The 19,666-nt window shown below is 63.9% G+C and carries 18 protein-coding genes and 4 pseudogenes; 2 read left to right on the forward strand and 20 right to left on the reverse strand.

Annotation, left to right across the window (positions count from 1 at the left end; genetic code table 11):
• From AB5Y50_RS13120 to AB5Y50_RS13210, 19 genes and pseudogenes are all read right to left on the reverse strand, one after another.
• Positions 1-941 (reverse strand): IS4-like element IS50R family transposase (locus AB5Y50_RS13120; RefSeq protein WP_368162397.1); only part of this gene is annotated, 941 nt, incomplete at its 3' end.
• A 92-nt stretch (positions 942-1,033) separates the two neighbouring features.
• Positions 1,034-1,543: pseudogene (locus AB5Y50_RS13125) on the reverse strand (transporter substrate-binding domain-containing protein); the annotation flags it as partial.
• A gap of 459 nt (positions 1,544-2,002) precedes the next feature.
• A complete protein-coding gene (locus AB5Y50_RS13130) occupies positions 2,003-2,314 on the reverse strand; it encodes a DUF2845 domain-containing protein (RefSeq protein ID WP_029313965.1) in 312 nt (103 codons plus the stop codon).
• Positions 2,299-3,312 (reverse strand): ABC transporter permease, encoded by a 1,014-nt coding sequence (locus tag AB5Y50_RS13135; RefSeq protein WP_104451726.1) that lies wholly within the window; start codon positions 3,310-3,312, stop codon positions 2,299-2,301. Before AB5Y50_RS13135 ends, AB5Y50_RS13130 begins: the two co-directional genes overlap by 16 nt.
• Before the next feature lie 79 nt (positions 3,313-3,391).
• On the reverse strand, positions 3,392-4,273 hold the full coding sequence (locus AB5Y50_RS13140; protein ID WP_180906985.1) for an ABC transporter ATP-binding protein: 882 nt from the start codon (positions 4,271-4,273) through the stop codon (positions 3,392-3,394).
• Positions 4,274-4,410: 137 nt separating this feature from the next.
• The gene (locus AB5Y50_RS13145) at positions 4,411-5,022 is read right to left on the reverse strand and encodes an FKBP-type peptidyl-prolyl cis-trans isomerase (protein ID WP_010673478.1); all 612 of its coding nucleotides are present in this window, start codon (positions 5,020-5,022) and stop codon (positions 4,411-4,413) included.
• A gap of 191 nt (positions 5,023-5,213) precedes the next feature.
• Positions 5,214-5,304: pseudogene (locus tag AB5Y50_RS13150) on the reverse strand (copper homeostasis protein CutC); the annotation flags it as partial.
• Between the two features lie 38 nt (positions 5,305-5,342).
• Positions 5,343-5,432 (reverse strand): annotated as a pseudogene (locus AB5Y50_RS13155) (copper homeostasis protein CutC); the annotation flags it as partial.
• 38 nt (positions 5,433-5,470) lie between these two features.
• Positions 5,471-5,560 (reverse strand): annotated as a pseudogene (locus AB5Y50_RS13160) (copper homeostasis protein CutC); the annotation flags it as partial.
• Positions 5,561-5,598: 38 nt separating this feature from the next.
• Positions 5,599-6,324, reverse strand: a complete 726-nt coding sequence (locus AB5Y50_RS13165) for a copper homeostasis protein CutC (protein WP_043152365.1) — start codon at positions 6,322-6,324, stop codon at positions 5,599-5,601.
• 41 nt (positions 6,325-6,365) lie between these two features.
• Positions 6,366-7,268, reverse strand: coding sequence for an ROK family protein (locus tag AB5Y50_RS13170; RefSeq protein ID WP_041214715.1), 903 nt, complete (start codon positions 7,266-7,268; stop codon positions 6,366-6,368).
• Positions 7,269-7,377: 109 nt separating this feature from the next.
• A complete protein-coding gene (locus AB5Y50_RS13175) occupies positions 7,378-7,884 on the reverse strand; it encodes an N-acetyltransferase family protein (protein ID WP_368162968.1) in 507 nt (168 codons plus the stop codon).
• A complete protein-coding gene (locus AB5Y50_RS13180; RefSeq protein WP_010673474.1) occupies positions 7,872-8,687 on the reverse strand; it encodes a M48 family metallopeptidase in 816 nt (271 codons plus the stop codon). Before AB5Y50_RS13180 ends, AB5Y50_RS13175 begins: the two co-directional genes overlap by 13 nt.
• A 152-nt stretch (positions 8,688-8,839) precedes the next feature.
• Positions 8,840-9,814: a PstS family phosphate ABC transporter substrate-binding protein gene (locus AB5Y50_RS13185; protein WP_039039286.1), complete on the reverse strand. Its 975-nt coding sequence runs from the start codon at positions 9,812-9,814 to the stop codon at positions 8,840-8,842.
• A gap of 273 nt (positions 9,815-10,087) precedes the next feature.
• On the reverse strand, positions 10,088-11,383 hold the full coding sequence (phoR, locus tag AB5Y50_RS13190; RefSeq protein WP_010673472.1) for a phosphate regulon sensor histidine kinase PhoR: 1,296 nt from the start codon (positions 11,381-11,383) through the stop codon (positions 10,088-10,090).
• A gap of 72 nt (positions 11,384-11,455) precedes the next feature.
• The gene (gene phoB, locus AB5Y50_RS13195; RefSeq protein WP_010673471.1) at positions 11,456-12,145 is read right to left on the reverse strand and encodes a phosphate regulon transcriptional regulator PhoB; all 690 of its coding nucleotides are present in this window, start codon (positions 12,143-12,145) and stop codon (positions 11,456-11,458) included.
• A 102-nt stretch (positions 12,146-12,247) separates the two neighbouring features.
• Positions 12,248-12,658, reverse strand: coding sequence for a VOC family protein (locus AB5Y50_RS13200; protein ID WP_010673470.1), 411 nt, complete (start codon positions 12,656-12,658; stop codon positions 12,248-12,250).
• A gap of 68 nt (positions 12,659-12,726) precedes the next feature.
• A complete protein-coding gene (locus tag AB5Y50_RS13205) occupies positions 12,727-14,013 on the reverse strand; it encodes a GGDEF domain-containing protein (RefSeq protein WP_043152359.1) in 1,287 nt (428 codons plus the stop codon).
• A gap of 303 nt (positions 14,014-14,316) precedes the next feature.
• Positions 14,317-15,993 carry a sigma-54-dependent Fis family transcriptional regulator gene (locus AB5Y50_RS13210; RefSeq protein WP_043152357.1) on the reverse strand — a complete coding sequence of 559 codons (1,677 nt, stop codon included), beginning with the start codon at positions 15,991-15,993 and terminating at the stop codon, positions 14,317-14,319.
• A gap of 290 nt (positions 15,994-16,283) precedes the next feature.
• Here AB5Y50_RS13210 and AB5Y50_RS13215 point away from each other — a divergent pair, with 290 nt between their 5' ends.
• The gene (locus AB5Y50_RS13215; protein ID WP_043152355.1) at positions 16,284-17,801 is read left to right on the forward strand and encodes an aldehyde dehydrogenase family protein; all 1,518 of its coding nucleotides are present in this window, start codon (positions 16,284-16,286) and stop codon (positions 17,799-17,801) included.
• Positions 17,802-17,852: 51 nt separating this feature from the next.
• Here the strand turns inward: AB5Y50_RS13215 and AB5Y50_RS13220 are convergent, their stop codons facing one another.
• Positions 17,853-18,647 (reverse strand): helix-turn-helix transcriptional regulator, encoded by a 795-nt coding sequence (locus AB5Y50_RS13220; RefSeq protein ID WP_010673466.1) that lies wholly within the window; start codon positions 18,645-18,647, stop codon positions 17,853-17,855.
• A 96-nt stretch (positions 18,648-18,743) separates the two neighbouring features.
• On the opposite strand from AB5Y50_RS13220, the gene AB5Y50_RS13225 reads away from it, so the two are divergent.
• Positions 18,744-19,631, forward strand: coding sequence for a DMT family transporter (locus AB5Y50_RS13225; protein ID WP_043152352.1), 888 nt, complete (start codon positions 18,744-18,746; stop codon positions 19,629-19,631).
• Positions 19,632-19,666 lie beyond the last annotated feature (35 nt).

Consider the following 19,666-nt stretch of genomic DNA (forward strand, 5'->3'; position numbering starts at 1 on the left):
CGCAAGGCTTGGGCTAGCGACTCGACCGGTTCGCTGGTCAGCAACAACCATTTCAACGGGGTCTCACCCTTGGGCGGGTTAATCTCCTCGGCCAGCACCGCGTTGAGCGTGATATTCCCCTGTTTTAGCGTGATGCGCCCACTGCGCAGGCTCAAGCTCGCCTTGCGGGCTGGTCGATTTTTACGTTTACCGCGTTTATCCACCACGCCCTTTTGCGGAATACTGATCTGATAGCCACCCAACTCCGGTTGGTTCTTCAGATGGTCGTACAGATACAACCCAGACTCTACGTCCTTGCGTGGGTGCTTGGAGCGCACCACGAAGCGCTCGTTATGCGCCAGTTTGTCCTGCAGATAAGCATGGATATCGGCTTCGCGGTCACAGACCGCAATCACGTTGCTCATCATGCTGCCCATGCGTAACCGGCTAGTTGCGGCCGCAGCCAGCCATTTGCCACTCTCCTTTTCATCCGCATCGGCAGGGTCATCCGGGCGCATCCACCACTCCTGATGCAGTAATCCTACGGTGCGGAATGTGGTGGCCTCGAGCAAGAGCACGGAGTGAACCCACCATCCGCGGGATTTATCCTGAATAGAGCCCAGCTTCCCAAGCTCTTCGGCGACCTGGTGGCGATAACTCAAAGAGGTGGTGTCCTCAATGGCCAGCAGTTCGGGAAACTTCTGAGCCAACTTGACCGTTTGCATCGCGCCAGCCTTTCTGATCGCCTCGGCAGAAACGTTGGGATTGCGGATAAATCGGTAAGCGCCTTCCTGCATGGCTTCACTGCCCTCGGATGAGATGGTTATTGATTTTCCAGAATATTTTGCCAATTGAGCGGCGACGTTAACCAGACGGGTGGTACGGCGAGGATCACCCAGCGCCGCCGAAGAGAAAACAGATTTGGCCCAGTCAGCCGTACGATGAAGAGCAGAAGTTATCATGATCGTTACTATGTTGGGAGTCACATAGAAGATCAGATCCTGGAAAACGGGAAAGGTTCCGTTCAGGACGCTACTTGTGTATAAGAGTCAGACTTCATGCCGCCATTGGCGCGGAAATAGTCGGCCAGGTTGAGCTCGGTGGTGGTGCCGGACTGGATGCAGACAGCGGCACCGTCAAGCTCCTTGGCGCTCTTGACCCCGAGGGACTGCTTGACCAGGAACCCCTGCCCGTCGTAGTAGTTCACCCCGGCGAACGTGAGGCCCAGCGACCCATCCCGGGTCAGGGTCCAGGTGGTGTTGCGCGAGAGCAGATCCACTTCCCCGGACTGCAGGGCGGTAAAGCGCTCCTTGGCGGTGAGGGAGACATACTTGACCTTGCTGGCGTCCCCCAGTACCGCGGCGGCCACGGCGCGGCACACGTCCACGTCGAGCCCGGTCCAGGTTCCCTTGGCATCCGGGTTGGAGAACCCGGGCAGGCCGTCACCGACCCCGCACTGCACGAATCCCTTCTTCTTGACGGCATCCAGCGTACCGTCCGCCCACGCATTGGCTGCCATCAGCGACAGCGCCATCACCATACCTGCCTTGTGTATCTGCTTCATGTCACTCTTCCCTGTGGTTTGATTCGAACAGGCATCAAAATCTAGCGAGATGCCATCGTTTCCCTGCTTTTTGGCAGCTTATCCAGCCGCAGAAAAACCTGTCAATCGGTGCAATCCGGCCCAACCATGGTGCAACAGAACAAAATATCTAAACGGGGGAATATGCACTCTCAGAATCAAAAGTAGACCCTTATTTGCCAAATAGCCTGCTGCTTAAAACCCTTCTTGGCATGAGGATTATTTTTCGAAAATAAATCGGCTGCACCGCATTGGGGCAGCTATTTCTGCTGACAACTGACTCATCAGATTCGGTTTTATGCCAAAAGCACCAGAGTGAGACAGCATGACCCCATATGGAAAATGGCGATAACAGGCAGGGAAAAGAAACAGAAAAAGAGGTAAAAGACGGGGAAATGGCGACCTCATCTCCCGCAGGCTGGGCTTCAGAAAACCAGGAGGTCATCCTCCCCGTGGACCATCCGCAATGTCGGTGATCACGCCGTTTTCGACGGTGACAAACTGCATGAATTCCCGCTTGCCGAAGTTGTAGGTCCAGCGCTCGGCATACTTGACCGTTACTCTCGCCCCGAAGCCGTTCTCCTCGAAGCGGGTGAGATCTTCCTTGAGCATCGGTTGGCCGCAGCGAACCAGCAGCTCTGCCGTGGTGTCTCCCTCGGTCAGCAAAGCGTTCTTGCAACGCAGGGTACCTGCCTGCACAGGCAAGGCCGCCACCAGCAACAACCACAGAACAGGTTTCATTTTGCACTCCATTTGAACAGCATGGCGCCCAGCGAGATGCACACCAGGGCGAACACCATGACCTGACCCAGAGGGCCTGCCACCTCCTGCCATCCCGCCCCTTCCAGCATCACGGCGCGGGCTGCTTCGATGATCTGGCTGAGGGGCAGCCTGGCCGCAAGCTGCTGCAGCCAGGCGGGCGCGCCTTCCAGCGAGAACCAGACACCGGATAAAAACATCATGGGCAAGCTGATGAGATTGAGCAAACCGCTCGCCAGCTCCTCGTTCTGCAGGCGAGCGGCGATGAGCAGGCCAAGGGAGGCCATGGCCGTTCCTCCCGCCAGGGCGATCACCAGCAGCAGCCACCCCGAACCGATGAGGGGCACATCCAGCAGCCAGTAGGCCGCGCAGAAGACCAGCAGGCTCACCACCAGGGTGATCAGCACCCGTGACAGCAACTGGGCGAAGAGAAACTCCAGCGCGCCGAGCGGCGTGGCTCGCAGCCGTTTCAGCACCCCGTTCTTGCGATAACGCACGATGACGAACCCGACCCCGAACAGGCCGGAGAACATCAGGTTCATGCCGATCACCCCGGGCAGCAGCCAGTCGCCGTAGCGGATGGCGCGCCCGCTCAGAGTCTCTCTTTGCAAGGGCACCTGGACCGCCTGGCGCAGCAGATACTCGGCCATGGCCCCCTGAGGAGCGTCCGGGTTTATCCAGTAACGCCCCCCAGCGGGTGAGAGCAGCAGGTCCAGCTGATGGTGACGGACCTTGAGCTGACCTCTCGACGCCTCGTCATAGGGGATGATCTTGAGCAGCGGCACGGCGCGCAGCGGGGCATAGGTTGCGGGCAGTTCCCCCACCACCCCGATCTGTACCAGCGGTTTGGGCGGGCCGGAGAAGATGAGGGAGAAACCGATGACCAGCAGGAGCGGGAAAAGCAGGTTCCACACCAGGGCCGCGCGATCGCGTACGAACTCGAGGGTGCGGGCATAGAAGAGCGCCCCGATGCGCTTGAGGGATCCCTTCATCGTCCACTCCCGGGATTGCATGTCGGCAAGGCGTACCGCAGCACGGGGGCCACGGTCAGACAGAACTCGGTCATCCCTCTCATGCGCCGCTCCGCAGGCTGTGACCGGTCAGGTTCAGGAAGAGATCTTCCAGATTGGGGGAGCGCACCTGCATGCCGGTGAGCGGCACACCAAGATCCAGCAAGGCTGGCAACAGGGTCGCCACGTCGGGGCAACAGAGCTCCACCTGATCGCCGACCGGACGCAGGGGATAGCCGAGCCCAGCCAGGGCCGGGTGCCCCCCAAGACGCACCAGCACGCCGTCGAAGTGTTGCGCCAGCAAGGCAGCCGGCGTATCCAGACTGAGCAGGTGGCCGTGATCGACGATGGCAATCAGATCGCATAGCTGCTGCGCTTCGTCCATGTAGTGGGTGGTGAGCACCACCGTCTTGCCCTGGGCCTTGATCGCCTCTATTCGCTGCCAGAAGTGGTGGCGCGCCTGGGGATCCAGTCCTGTGGTGGGCTCATCCAGAAACAGCAGTTCGGGATCCCCGAGCAGGGCCAGGGCCAGCAGCAGGCGCTGACGCTGGCCCCCCGAGAGCTTGCGACTGTCCCTGTCGATGAACTCGCCCAAGGCGCACAGATCGATGAGCAGCTCCCGTGGCAAGGGATTGGGGTAGAGGTTGGCGAACAGACGCAGGGTATCGCGCACCGTCAGGAAATCCTGCAGCGCCGTGTGCTGGAACTGGATGCCGATGCGGGAGCGATAATCCGGGCCGCGCGGGGCGCCGTGAAACAGGATCTGGCCGCTGTCCGGGGTGAGGATCCCCTCCAGCAGCTCTATGGTCGTGGTCTTGCCCGCTCCGTTCGGGCCGAGCAGGCCGAAACAGCTGCCGGCGGGAATGGCAAAGCTGAGCCCGTCCACCGCCTTGACGCCGGGGAAGTGCTTGACGAGATCGACGACCTCGATGATGGCTGCCATGGCGTGTCTCCCTCACATGGCCGGAATGGACGACGCTCTGACTATATCCAAATCCCCGCCGAAGGCACATGGCCCGTTTGGGCGGTCCAAAAACAAACGGCGACCTCAGGGTCGCCGTTTGCATCACACCAGCCGGATCACAGGATGTCCAGCAGCTCCACTTCGAATACCAGAGCGGAGTACGGCGGGATGGAGCCGGCGCCACGGGCACCGTAGGCCAGATCCTGCGGAATGTAGAGCTTCCACTTGGAGCCAACCGGCATCATCTGCAGCGCTTCCACCCAACCGGCGATCACGCCGGTCACCGGGAACTCGGCCGGTTGGCCGCGCGCAACGGAGCTGTCGAACACGCCACCGTGGGTGAAGGTACCGTGGTAGTGCACGCGCACGGACTGACCGGCAACCGGCACGGCGCCATTGCCTTCGACCATGACTTCATATTGCAGACCGGAGTCGGTGGTCTTCACTTCGGCGCGCTTGGCGTTGTCGGCCAGGAAGGCTTCGCCTTCGGCGGCAGCGGCCTTGGCGGCAGCTTCCTGCTCTTCCTGCATGCGGGCGGTGATGACCTGGAAGGCATCGTTGATATCGTCACGGCTGACCGCGAACTCCAGGCCGTTCAGGGCATCTGCCAGACCTTGTTGCAGGGCCGGGATATCCAGACCGGCGAAGGCTTGCTGAGCCAGTTGGTCGCCCATGTTGCGGCCGATGCCGTAGCTGGCCTTCTGTTCGATAGAGTCGTATTGGGACATTGAGAGGTTGCTCCGGGTCCTGATGGTAAAAGAGACGGGATGATAACAGACTTTTTTGCACCGTGCTGCCAAGACGCCCCTCAATTGCCCGCCGGTGGGAGACGCCTCACATCGGCCCCCTCATCCCCACCCCTTCTCCCGCAAGGGGAGAAGGGGGCAAAACAGAGCACCATGCCGCCGCACGGTCTGTATCAGGCCCTGTCCAGAAGTGCCCGCACCGCTGCGACCTTGGCGCCGTCGGTGATGTTGACCCGGCCGTCCGTCCGAGGTACCCATGTTGACGTCACAGAGAGAGGCACCATGGCGCCACACGGCCTGTATCAGGCCTTGTCCAGCAGTGCCCTCACCGCTGCGACCTTGGCGCCGTCGGTGATGTTGACCCGGCCATCGTCCGAGGTGCCCATGTTGACGTCAAAGAGAGAGGCACCATGGCGCCGCACGGCCTGTATCAGGCCCTGTCCAGCAGAGCCCGCACCGCCGCGACCTTGGCGCCGTCGGTGATGTTGACCCGGCCGTCGTCCGAGGTGCCCATGTTGACGTCACAGAGAGAGGCACCATGCCGCCACACGGTCTGTATCAGGCCCTGTCCAGCAGAGCCCGCACCGCTGCGACCTTGGCGCCGTCGGTGATGTTGACCCGGCCGTCGTCCGAGGTGCCCATGTTCACTCCATGGGGCACCATGCCGCCGCGCCAGCCCATGCCGGACATGTGCACTTCATTGACGCCGGTGAATTCGATGATGGTGCGCACGTTGTCGGCGTTGACCCCGGCCCCCGGCATCAGGCTGGCCCGTCCCGCCAGCGCCTGGTGCATGGCCTGCAAGGTTTCGAGCCCCGCCAGCGCGGTCGGCGCATGGCCGGAGCTCAGAATGCGCTCGCAACCCGCCGCGACGATCGTCTCGAGATCCAGCCGCCAGTCGGAGGAGAGATCGATGGCCCGGTGGAAGGTGACGCCGAGAGGCCCCGCCGCCTCGACCAGTTGCCGGAGCTTGCCTTCGGGTACCCGTCCATCTTCATCCAGCAGACCGACCACCACCCCTTGCAGGCCGGCAGCACGAGCGGCCGCGATATCCAAGAGCATCATCTCGAACTCGCCGTCGTTGAAGCAAAAATCTCCGGCGCGTGGACGGATCATGGCGTACACCGGCACAGTGGCGTGGCGGGCAGCCAGCTGCATAAAGCCATAGGAGGGAGTGAGGCCACCCAGCCCCAGCGCAGAGCAGAGCTCGATGCGATCGGCGCCGGCCGCCTGGGCGGTGAACAGGGATTCGAGGTTGTCGATACAGATTTCAAGACGGGTCATGATGACTCCTTGTTCGGGGAGATCAGACCCTCTGTCCGATCTCACAGATTGAGCAGGGCTGCACCGCGCACACCGCCGGCTCCACCGAAGCGGGCCTCGCGGATCGCCGGCAGGGCGACACCGGGCAGCAGGTGGCCGGGCAGACGTTTGGGCAACTCCTCATAGAGGGCTGGCAGGGCGCTCAGGCCGCCCCCCAGCACCACCACATCGGGATCAATCACCGAGATGGCGGTGGCGAGGCCAGCGGCGATGATCTCGAGCCAGCAGTCGATGGTCGAAAGGGCCGCCGCCTCACGGGCATCGGCACGGGCGACGATCTGGTGGCCGCTCACCCGTTCCCCATGAACATGGTGGTATAGCCGCTCCAGGCCCGTACCCGACGCATAGGTTTCGAAACAGACCAGGCGCCCGCAGCCACAGCGGGGACGGGGCAAATCCGGGTATTTCATCAGGATGGTGGCGGGCAGCGGGTAGTGACCTATCTCCCCCGCCAGCCAGTTGCGCCCCTGGATGAGCTTGCCCGCCAGGTAGACGGCGCCGCCGATGCCGGTGCCTATGGTGACGCCGAGGGCGCTGCCAGCACCGTCTGCGGCCCCCTGATGCACTTCCGACCAGAGGAAACAGTTGGCGTCATTGTCGACCTTGACCGGTCGGCCCAGCAGTTCGGCCAGATCCGCCCCCAGATGGCGGCCATGGATGGCGGGCAGGTTGGCCGCCACTATGCTCCCGTCAAGGCGATTGAGGATCCCCGGAAACCCGATGCCGACGACCCCTTTCACCCCGAAGCGCGCATCCGCCGCCTCGACCCGCTCGCGGATCAGCTGCTGCAACCCTTCGTAATCATTGCCGGGAGTGCTCATGCGCTCCTCGTGACAGAGATTCAAGGCGCCGTCATACACAGCGAACGCTATCTTGGTGCCGCCAATGTCAAATCCGTAGTACATGCCACACTCCCTTGCGGTGGACCCGGCCACCTCAGTCTGTCCAGATGGGGCACATTGTATTAATTCGCAAAAAAAATAAAGTGACCGAGGGCGAAAAACGGGAGCCAGCTCAAAGCAAACGGAACATTTGTCGCTGTTGGCAAGGTTGTCCGAGGCTCATCAGGGTGCGCTCCTGACCGTCGAACATGAAGCCGCAGCGCAGGTAGAATCCCTCGCCGATGTGATTGCCATCCAGCAGCCAGAGCCTGACGCACTCGCAACCGGCCCGGCGCATCTGCACCGCCACCGCCTGCCACAGCCGTTTGCCATGACCCTGACGCCAGTGATCGGGATGAAGGTAGAGCGCCCGGATCCGCGCCGTCATCAAGCCTTCCTCCAAGGAGGGCTGCCAGTAGAGCAGGCCGATGACCACGTCGTCCTGACAGACCAGCATGGGAACGGGGCCGGGCTCGGCGAGCCGATGTCGCCAGATCTGCAGGTGGTCGGTCACCGCCAACTGGGCCAGCATGTCGGCCCCCAGCACCTCCCCGTAGGCCGCCAGCCAGCTCGCCCGCTGCATCACCGTCATGGCGGCGGCATCGGCGGGACGCGCCAGGCGCAGGCTTACGCCTTGCACTGGGGAACCAGCCCTGATGCTTTCGCCTGCTGGTACAGGGGCTGCACTTCGGCCTGCTGGGCCTGCAGGTTGGCGATCCGGCTCTGGTCGCTGGGGTGGGTGGAGAGCAGCTGGGGCGGTGCCTTGCCACCGGAGGCGGCGCTCATGTTCTGCCACAGGGTGACGGCTTCGGCCGGGTTGAACCCGGCGCGGGCCATCAGCTCGAGACCGAGCCGGTCCGCTTCGCTCTCCTGGGTTCTGCCATAAGGCAGGGCTATCCCCACCTGGACCCCGAGGCCCAGGGCGGCCATGGTGGCAGCGCCCCCGAGGCTGTCGCTGCTGCCGATGGCGGCGTCCGCCACCGCCAGCCCGATACCGGTCAGCTGATCCCGGGAGAGGCGCTCGTTGGAGTGCTGGGCCAGCACGTGGGTCAGCTCGTGACCGATGACGGTGGCGAGCTGGTCCTGATTCTTGGCGACTTTCAGCAGGCCGCTGTACACGCCTATCTTGCCGCCGGGCAGGGCGAAGGCGTTGATCTCCTTGGAGTCGAACACCACCACCTCCCAGCTGGTGATGCCATAGCTGGCAGGCACCTGGGCGGTCACCGCCTTGGCCACGCAGCCCACATAGGCATTCATCCTGGCATCCGTGCTCACCTTCTCCTGCTGCTTCATCTGGGTGAAGGAATCGGCACCCAGCTGGTTCATCTGCTGGGGGGAGAAAAGCAACATCTGGTTGCGACCGGTCGGTGACTGGGCGCAGCCGGCCAGCAGGGCGCTGCACAAGGCCGTCAGGGCCAGTCTGGAGAGGGAAGATGCGCGCATGAGAGGGTCCTTTGCCGTGAAGTTGCCCTATTCTCGGAAATGCCGCCGCCCGGCGCAAGCCGGGCGCTGCGCCCTGCGACCAAAAAGATCCTGGGGCGCACCAATGAAAACGAGCCCGCATGGGGCTCGTTTTTCTGCAAGGGCATGTTCTGTTACATGATGCCCAGCTTCTTCAGGTCGGCCTGAACCACCTTGGCCGGGACCGGCACATAGCCGTCCTTGGCAACGATGGTCTGGCCCGCCTTGGAGAGCATCATCTTCACAAACTCCTGCTCCATCGGGGAGAGCGGCTTGTTCGGATGCTTGTTCACGTAGACGTACAGGAAGCGCGACAGCGGGTACTTGCCGGTGATGGCGTTGTCGGAGCTCGCCTCGATGAAGGTCTTGCCATCCTTGGAGAGCGGAACGGCGCGTACGCCGGAGGTGACGTAGCCGATACCGGAGTAGCCGATGCCGTTCAGGGAGGAGGAGACGGACTGTACCACGGAGGCGGAGCCCGGCTGCTCGTTCACGCCGCTCTTGAAGTCACCGTTGCACAGGGCGTGTTCCTTGAAGTAACCGTAGGTACCGGACACGGAGTTGCGACCGAACAGTTGCAGATCCTTGCCGGACCAGCTGCCGTCCAGACCCAGATCAGACCACTTGGTGGCCGCCTTGGCTTCGCCGCACTTGAGGGTGCTGGAGAAGATGGCGTCGATCTGCGACATGGTCAGCCCCTTGATGGGGTTGTCCTTGTTGACGAACACGGCCAGGGCATCGACGGCGACGCGGATGGCGGTCGGCTTGTAGCCGTAGCGCTTCTCGAATGCCTCCTCTTCACCGGCCTTCATGGCGCGGCTCATGGGGCCAAACTGGGCGACGCCCTCGGTCAGGGCAGTCGGTGCGGTGGAAGAACCGGCGGCCTGGATCTGCACGTTGACGTTGGGATACATGCGCTTAAATTCTTCGGCCCACAGGGTCATCATGTTGGCCAGGGTGTCCGAGCCGACAGAGGACAGGTTGCCCGAGATGCCGCTGGTCGGTGTGTATTCCGGCAGGTCTTTATCCACACCGGCAGCCAGAGCGCTGACAGAAAACAGGGTTGCTGCGGTGAATCCGATGACACCAGCCAGTTTGTTGAGTTTCATCCAATCTCTCCAAGTCCAAGGTTGCAGAAGGCAATCGTCAGGTTGACGTCTAAACGTGGTTGACACCCGATCGCAATGATCCGTGGGCCAGCACCACTCCTTCTCCAGTGTTACAGAAGGTCCGTTCTTTAAGACGGCGCCAGTATCTGGCCTGGCAGTGACAAATTTATGGAATTTATATGACACTTTGATGACATGGGCCGAGAGTGGCCCGGATGAAAAAAGGGCTGCGATGCAGCCCTTCTCTCGTTGCTAACACATTGACACAAAATATTATTTCACCAGCACCATGCGGGCGGGAATGAGAAAGCTGAAGCGGCTGCCCGCACCGACCCGGCTCTCGATATCGAGATGGGCATCGTGATGACTCAGGGCGTGCTTGACGATGGCAAGGCCGAGCCCGGACCCTCCGGTGTGGCGCGAGCGGGCCTTGTCGACCCGATAGAACCGCTCGGTGAGCCGCGCCAGATGCTCGGGGGGGATCCCCTCCCCCTCATCCTGCACCGCAAACAGCGCCATGCTCCCCTGCTTGCGCCACTCCACGGTGATCTTGCGCCCCGCCGGGGTGTAGTGGATGGCGTTGTAGACCAGGTTGGAGACGGCGCTGCGCAGTTGATCCTGATCCCCGCGCACCAGCAGATTGGGCTGAACCATGAAGACGATCTCGTGGGCCCGCTCGCCGGAGAGCGCCCGCGCCTCCTGCTCCAGCAGCCCCAGCATGGCGGGCATGTCCACCAGATGGGAGAGATCCACGGTGGGCGCCGCCTCGATGCGCGACAGGGTGAGCAGCTGGTTGACCAGATTGTCCATGCGGATCGTCTGCTCCATCATCACCTTGTGCGCCTTGGCCCACATGGCGGGGGGCGGCGGCTCCTCGGTCATCTCCAGATACCCCTTGAGCACGGTGAGGGGGGTGCGCAGCTCGTGAGAGACGTTTGAGACGAAGTGCTTGCGCGTCTTCTCCAGGCTGCGCAGCCGGGTCACGTCCCGCACCACCAGCATGGCCTGGTCCTCCGCATAGGGCATGATGCGAAATTCGAGGAACTTCTCCTCGTTGATGGGGGAGTGCATCTCGAACGGCTCGTCATACTGCCCCTTGCCCAGATAGGCGACGAAGGCGGGGTGACGGATCAGGTTGCCGATGTGCTGGCCGGCATCCTCGGGCCAGCGAAAGCCGAGCAGTTGCTCCGCCAGCCGGTTGCACCAGAGGATGCTGCCGTCGGTGCGAAACACCACGGCCGCATCGGGCAGCGCCTCCGCCCCTTCCCGAAAACGGCGGATGAGGCCCGCCAGCTCCCGGCGCCGGGCCCGGTGACGCTGTTGCAACTTGTAGATGCCGTTGAAGATGTGCTCCCAACTGCCGCTGCCGTGGGGCGGCACCAGGCTGCGATCGTGCCACAGCCAGTCCGACAGCCGCTTCTGGAAGCGGTAGTGCCAGACCAGGTGCACCACAGTGGCCACCAGCAGGCAGAGAACGAGATGATCGATTAACCAACCTACCAAGACGAAGGGGCTGTAGAAGAACGCCATTCGCCACAACTGTCGCCGCCAGGCGTAAGGTTGCAACATTAAGATCTCCTAGAGACAGCAAAGAGCCGGGTCCAATGCCCGCCGGCAGGCGCTGGCGGCACTGGCCCTGACCTAGAGACGGGTCGAGAAGCGGTAGCCGGCCCCGCGCACCGTCTGGATCAATCTGTCGTGCCCCGTCTCTTCGATGGCCTTGCGCAGGCGGCGAATGTGCACGTCCACCGTCCTGTCCTCGACATACACGTTGGTACCCCAGACGTTGTTGAGCAACTGCTCGCGGCTGTAGACCCGCTCGGGGTGGGTCATGAAGAAGTGCAGCAGCTTGAATTCGGTCGGCCCCATGTCGAGGGCCTTCTCCTCGGCACTGACCCGGTGGGAAACGGGATCCAGCTTTAGCCCCTGCACCTCGATCACCTCGTCCACCGAGGTGGGAGAGACACGGCGCATCACGGCGTGCAGGCGGGCGGTGAGCTCCTTGGGGGAGAAGGGCTTGGTGATGTAGTCGTCGGCACCGGCCTCGAGCCCGCGCACCTTGTCCTCTTCCTCGCCCCGGGCGGTCAGCATCACCACCGGGATCTGGCGAGTCATCTCATCCTGCTTGAGCTGCTTGAGGAACTGGATACCACTGCCACCTGGCATCATCCAGTCCAGCACGATGAGTTCGGGGTAGGGTTCGCGCACCTTTGCCAGTCCATCGGCGTAATCTTCTGCTTCTACTGTTTCATATCCCTTCTGCTCAAGCACGAAGCAGAGCATTTCGCGGATCGGTGCCTCGTCCTCGACCACCAGAATTCGCTTAGCCATATCCCTTCTCTCTCCTCTGTGAAGATGGGTGCGCCAATTATTAGAACTTTCTGTGACACTTTTATGACTTTATGACGGGCGGGATGATAAACGTTTTCAGATTCAGTTGGCAGCAGCGAGTTGCAGCAGGTCCCAGCGATTGCCACTGATGTCCTCGAACACCACCACGGTGCCGTAAGGTTCGAGGCGCGGCTGTTCACAAAAATGAACGCCATAGGCCTGCATCCGCTCGTAATCGCCCCAGAAGTCGTCGGTCTCAAGGAACAGGAAGACTCGACCGCCCCCCTGGCGACCGATGGCGGCGCGCTGCTCCTCGTTGGCCGCGCGGGCCAGCAGCAGGGCGGAACCGGGAGCCCCCTTGGGAGCGACCCGCACCCAGCGTTTGCCCGGTTTGCCCGGCTCGTCGAGGGGGGTGTCCTCCAATAGCTCGAAGCCCATTCCCCGGGTGAAGAAGGCGATGGCCTCGTCGTAATCCGCCACCAGCAGCGTCAGGGCGCCAATGTGTTGTGCCATAGCATCTCTCCTCGGATGGATGATGGGGCGCATGATAGCCCCGCCCGGCCATGGGCTCCAGCGCCGGTTCAGTCGGGCGCCACCTCCACCCGGTTGCGACCATTCTGCTTGGCCTGATAGAGCGCCTCGTCGGCCCGCTTGAGCGCCTGCTCCAGGCTATCCTTGCGCCGCTCGGCCACCCCGAAGGAGGCGGTGATCCTGAGCCCGAGGGGCCAGCCTCTGTACGCCTCGAGCGCCGCTCTCAGCCGCTCCGCCAGGGCGGCGGCCCGTCCCTCGTCGTAATGGAGACAGACCAGCACGAACTCCTCCCCGCCCCAGCGCACCAGGCGGCACAGGCTGTCACAATGGCGCAGCAGCTCGCTCACCATGTGCTTGAGCACCTCGTCCCCCATGGGGTGGCCGTGGGTGTCGTTGACCCCCTTGAAGTGATCGATGTCGATATAGATGAAGGAGAGCGGCATCTCGCCGAGCTCGCTCAAGAGCTTCTCCCCCCCGAGCCGGTTGAGGGCCCCGGTCAGGGGATCGTAGCGGGCCTCCTCCTCGGTGCGGCGGTTCTGCTCGCTCAGGCTCTGGCTGAGGGCCTCCGCCGCCAGCCGCGCCTCACGGGCCTTGCGCAGCCGATCCCCCATCCACAGGTACTGGATCAGGAACAGCAATATCCCGTAAATCAGCCAGCCCAGCAGCAGCTGGCGGTAGAAGTCTCCCGGCTTGCCCCAGCGGCCATAAAACTCCATCGTCTCCAGGATCAGCCGGTAGTCCCCGGGTTGCATCTTGTCGTCGGTGGCAAGCTCGATGGCATAGACATGGTGCAGATCCGGGCCCTGCTGCGCCAGCGGGATCCGGTACTGCTGCACCCACCAGGAGCTGGGGGCGAACACCTTGAGGGGAACGTCCTGGATGCGGCCGTAATCGTCGGGGCGAAAGAGCACCTCGTTGAACTTGTGGGAGATCTCGTCCCCGGCGATGGAGTAGGCGGGATCATAGTTGCGCAGATAGAGGCGCCAGCTCTGCGACCCCTCCCCTTCCACCCGCAACTTGACCCGCACGCCATCGAAATGGGAGAGATCCATGCCCCGCTCCGGCGCAGAGAGGGTCAGGATCAGCTCGCAGAAGGGGGAGGCGTAGCCCGCACGCAGCCGGCAGTCGATGGCCGGCTTGTCGCCATCGGCCATCAGCGTGGTGACCGAGTGGCCCCCCTGGCTGCGATCATCCTGGGCCCTGGCGGCGATGCCGGCCTGGCTCAGGATGTCCAGCCGCCGCTCGGGGCCGAACTCGAACGCCAGTATGGCCAGCAGGCTGCTGAGCAGCAGGCTCCAGAACAACAGATTGGTCATGCGGGAATAGGATGGGGTCATGGCAATCACACCTGAAAAAGAGCTTTTACTCTACACCTTGTGATTCCGCACCGTGCTGATCCAGATCCAAGGTTATTACACGCGCCCTCATGGGCGCAGGGGCATGGGTCGGCTCAGTCGCCTACCATCTGCCGGGTTGATTCCTGTCGGCATTGCACCGCAAGAGGCGGACGCCAGCTCCGGGGGAAGCGGCTTCCCGATGTCATCATTCCTTTCACCACTGAGCACTACATGCCATTGAAAAATAAAGAAAAATCATCGCAGTGCCCCAGTCTACACAAGCGCTGGACGGCGCGACACCCTTCACCCCTCCTCCCGCAGTGCCCGATAGAGGGTAGTGCGACTGATGCCAAGACGGCGCGCCGCCTCGCTCACGTTGCCGCCGCACTCTGCCAGGGTCTGCTGCACCCGCTGCCGACTCTGCTCGCGCAGGGTACTCCCTCCCAAAGGTGAGCTCTGCCCCCCCTCCACGGCGGGCAGATGCAGATGGGCAGGTTCAATCCAGCCCTGCCCCTCTGCCAGTACACAGGCCACCTCCAGCGCCTGTTTGAGCTGGCGCACGTTGCCGGGCAGAGGGTGAGCCAGCAACCGCTGCTCCGCCTCCCGGCTCAGTTGTAGCGCCGGGTCCATCTGGGCGAGCAGGTTCAGGATCAACCCCTGACGCTCGGGCACCGACCAGGCCCGCAGGGGTGCCAGTTGCTGGCGCCAGCCGCAGATGCGGTAGTAGAGATCTTCGCGAAAGGTGCCGGCCGCCACCATGGCCGCCAGATCCCGATGGCTGGCGCTGACCAGCCAGAAATCCACCGCCTCGGGTCTGTGGCTGCCTACCGGGGTGACGACGCGCTCCTGCAACACCCGCAGCAGCCGGGTCTGGGCCTGGAGCGGCAGCTCGCCAATTTCATCCAGCATCAGGATGCCGCCGTGGGCGGCGCGCAGATAGCCCTGGCTGCCCTGGCTGCGGGCACCGCTGAAGGCCCCCCCCACGTAGCCGAACAGCTCGGCCTCCACCAGCTCCGCCGGCAGGGCGCCGCAGTTGACGCACACCAGAGGGCGCTCCCGACGGCTCGATCTGGCGTGCAGGGTGCGCACCAGGTGCTCCTTGCCGCTGCCGGTCTCCCCCTCGATGAGCAATGAGATGCCCCGCTCCAGCATCTTGAGCGGCACCTGCTGCGCCTGCGATCCCCCCTCCTCAACCGCGCTCGGCAGGGGGAGCCTGGCGGCGCGCTCCCCCGCCTCCGGCACCAGCCGCAGGCCGCGGCGCTCGCGCAGCAACTGCTGACCGTCGAAGGGGTGCTGGCCGAGCCAGAGCCGACCGGCCCGGTTGGCCCCGAGCAGCTCGCCCCCTTCCCCCAGCAGCAGGCGGGCAGACCAGAGACTCTGGGGATCGAGATCCACCAGCCAGCCCGGCTGGCGGGCCAGCAGGGCGTTTTCCAGGGTCATGGCCAGGAGGCGCACGGTGCCCAGCATGTCGCCGCCGTGGTGGGCCGCATCGGTGGAGATGTCGAGCACGCCGAGCAGTTGCCCGTCCGGCCCGAGCAGGGGGCAGGCGCTGCAACTGAGAAAGCTGTGCTGGGCGAAGAAGTGCTGCGCCCCCAGCACCTGCACCTCGCTCTGCTCGGCCAGCGCGGTGCCGATGGCGTTGGTGCCCTTGCTCGCCTCCCCCCAGCGGGCGCCGCTGCGCAAAAAAATGCGCTCGGCATGGCGGGCAAACCGGTCGTCTCCGCTCACCGCGAGGATGGCCCCCTCGCCGTCACACAACAGCAGACGACAGGGTCTCCCCGCCAGCAACTGGCCAAAGAGCGGCAGCACGAAGCGCTGGAAGCAGGCGATGAGCGTCCTGTGCTGCTCCTGGCGAGCCGACAGCTCCCCCTGGGGCAGCAAGTCCAGCTCGGCGCTCTGCTGGCGGCTCAGCCCCTGATGCAGGCAGCGCTCCCAGGAGCGCTGGATTGGGCTGGCACCGGATTGAGGCAACTCGCTCATCACACCTCCTTCTACACACTCGCGAATAGGGCCGCCTTGGGGGAGCGCCTTCATCACGTCTCCTGTTCACAAACGGCACAGTGTCACACCCGATGTTCAGAAACGGCACAGTTCGGGGGCCGCCCTGGGGGGCACTGGTTAACCAAGATACCCCTTGGCACCCCGTTTGATAACGTTTTTGCAACCTTTTTGTGTAGAGCGCCGCCCGCTGGCACGCCCCTTGCGATGACAGGAAGCAACCGGACTGCCCGCCAGGCCGGTCAGGACCACACACACATAAGGATGATGAGATGATTTATACCGCTCCCGGTCAGGCAGGTGCCCTGGTCAGCTTCAAATCCCGTTATGACAACTTCATCGGTGGCGACTGGGTGGCGCCGCGCGCCGGCCGCTATTTCGAGAACATCTCGCCGGTGGATGGCCGGGTGTTCTGCGAGGTGGCCCGCTCCGACGCCGCCGACATCGAGCTCGCCCTGGACGCGGCCCACAAGGCGTTCGCCAGCTGGAGCAAGACCAGCGTCACCGAGCGCAGCAACCTGCTGCTGCGCATCGCCGATCGCATCGAACAGAATATTGAAGTGCTCGCCGTCGCCGAGACCTGGGAGAACGGCAAGGCGGTGCGCGAGACCCTGGCCGCCGACCTGCCCCTGGTGGTGGATCACTTCCGCTACTTCGCCGGCTGCATCCGCGCCCAGGAGGGCTCCGCCGCCGAGCTGGACCAGAACACCGTCAGCTACCACTTCAAGGAGCCCATCGGCGTGGTCGGCCAGATCATCCCGTGGAACTTCCCCCTGCTGATGGCCGCCTGGAAGCTGGCCCCGGTACTGGCGGCCGGCTGCTGCAGCGTGCTCAAGCCCGCCGAGCAGACCCCGGTCACCATCATGCTGATGATGGATCTCATCAAGGACATCCTGCCCCCTGGCGTAGTCAACGTGGTCAACGGCTTCGGCGCCGAGGCGGGCCAGGCGCTCGCCACCAGCAACCGGATCCAGAAGCTGGCGTTTACCGGCTCCACCGAGGTGGGCGCCCATATCCTGCGCTGCGCCGCCGACAAGCTGATCCCCTCCACCGTGGAGCTCGGTGGCAAGTCCCCCAACATCTACTTCGCCGACGTGATGCAGCACGAGAGCAGCTACATCGACAAGGCGGTGGAAGGGATGCTGATGACCTTCTTCAACCAGGGCGAGGTGTGTACCTGCCCCTCCCGCGCCCTGGTGCAGGCCAGCATCTATGACGACTTCATGGACCGGGTGCTGGCCCGCGCCCGCACCATAGTGCAGGGCAACCCCCTCGACACCACGACCCAGGTGGGGGCCCAGGCGTCCCGCGAGCAGTTCGACAAGATCCTGAGCTACATGGAGATCGGCCGCGGCGAAGGGGCCAAGATGCTGCTGGGCGGCGGCCCGGCCAAGGTGAGCGGGCTGGAGGGGGGCTTCTACATCCAGCCCACCATCTTCTCGGGCCAGAACAAGATGCGGGTGTTCCAGGAGGAGATCTTCGGGCCGGCGCTCGGGGTTACCACCTTCAAGGACGAGGCGGATGCCCTGGCCATTGCCAACGACACCCAGTACGGGCTGGGGGCGGGCCTGTGGACCCGGGATAGCAACCTGGCCTGGCGCATGGGGCGCGGCATCCAGGCCGGCCGGGTCTGGGTCAACTGCTACCACGCCTACCCGGCCCATGCGGCCTTTGGCGGCTACAAGAAGTCGGGGATCGGTCGCGAGACCCACAAGATGATACTGGACCACTACCAGAACACCAAGAACCTGCTGGTGAGCCACGACATCAACCCCCTCGGCTTCTTCTAAGCCCATCCCGTGATCCACAAGGGCGCCTGCAGGCGCCCTTTTTCATGCGGTTCAGGCCACGGGTTGGCCCAGCTGCTGGCGATAGCGCTGGGGGGCGCAGCCCTGTTCGCGCTGGAACATGGCGATGAAAGCCGAGGTGGAGGCGTAACCGAGGCGCCAGGCGATCTCCTGCACCGGCATCTCGCCCCGCAGCCAGTCCAGCGCCTTCACCAGCCGCAGCCGGGTGCGCCACTGGCCCAGGCTCATGCCAAGCTCCTTCTGGCAACGCCGCGCCAGGGTGCGCTCCGTGGTGTGCAGCGCCCTGGCCCACTCCACCAGCGTGCGGTTGTCCTCCGGCGCCGCCTGCAATGCCGCCAGCAAGGGTGCCAGCAGGCGATCCCGGCTCTGGGGCAGGTAGCTCGGCTGGCAACGGGTGCGGGCCAGCTTCTCGATGAAGAGCTCACCCTGACGGGCATCCCACTCATCCTCCATGTGGCCGACCCGGCGCTGGGTGAAGTCCTCCAGCAGGGCCCGCAGCAAGGGGGTGAGGGCCAGCAGCTGGGGTTCCCGTGGCAGGCGCGGTGCCAAGGCGTGGCTCACGTAGATGGAGGTGTAATCCAGGGTCTGCTCGTTGAAGGCGGTGTGGGGCAGGTCCGCCGGCACCCAGATGAGGTAGTCCGGAGGCGCCACCAGCCGCTCTCCCCCCACCTCCACCACCATGACCCCCAGGCTGATGAGGCTGAGCTGACCCCAGGGGTGGGCGTGCTCGGCGCAGGCGTTGCCCCCCTGGATCTGGCTGTAGCGAAAGTAGAGGGGGTTGGGGTCGGCCAGCAGGCGATCCTGCTCGGCCAGGGTGAGGGTGCCCATGCAGATTGTCCCAAAGCGGTTATGACATGTCTTATTTACGCTACTTGCCTCGTTCAAGACAAGGCTAGACTCTCCCCATCGTACCAAGGAGTGCCTATGCCTTTTCTCTTCCCCCTGCTCGCCATCCTGATCTGGGCCGCCAATACCGTGGTCTCCAAGGCCGCCGCCGGCGTGCTGGATCCCGCTGCCATCTCCTTCTATCGCTGGGTGATCGCCGCCCTCGCGCTCTCCCCCTTCTGCCTGCCGCAGCTCTGGCGCCGCCGGCGCGATCTCCGCCCCTGGCTCGGCAAGCTGCTGGTGCTCTCCCTGCTCGGCATGGTGCTCTACCAGTGCCTCGCCTACTACGCCGCCCACAGCACCTCGGCCACCAACATGGGGGTCATCGGCTCCCTGCTGCCCCTGCTCACCCTGCTCATCGGGGCCTGCTGCTTTGGCCAGAAGCCGGGCAAGCAGGCGCTGCTCGGCATGAGCCTCTCCCTGTTCGGGGTGCTCTGGCTGCTGGGTCAGGGCAATCCCCTGGCACTGCTGCACAGCGGCATCAACCCCGGCGACGGCATGATGCTGCTGGGGGCGGCCAGCTATGCCCTCTATGGCCTGCTGATCCGCCGCTGGCAACTGCCGTTCGGCCCCTGGCTCAACCTCTACCTGCAGATCCTGCTGGCGGTGCTGCTGCTCATCCCGGTGGCCCTCTCTGCCGATTCCCTGGCCATTCCCGCCCAGGGCTGGAGCATGGTACTGTTCGCCGGCCTCGCCTCCTCCATCTTCGCCGCCTACTGCTGGATGCGCGGCCTCGCCACCCTGGGGGCGGAGCGCACTTCGGTCTTCATGAACCTGATGCCCCTGTGCACGGCCCTCATCGCCGTCATCGCCCTGGGGGAGCCCATCCACGGCTATCACCTGCTGGGGGGCGGCCTCATCCTGACCGGGGTCATGCTCTCCCAGCTCAAGCCGAGGGTACGCCGTCCTCTGCCGGAAGGTGCTTGAGCCGGCCAGCACCATGAAAGAAGGGAGCCTCGGCT

The sequence above is a fragment of the Aeromonas sp. s6 genome (assembly GCF_040907815.1).
GTDB lineage: Bacteria > Pseudomonadota > Gammaproteobacteria > Enterobacterales > Aeromonadaceae > Aeromonas > Aeromonas caviae.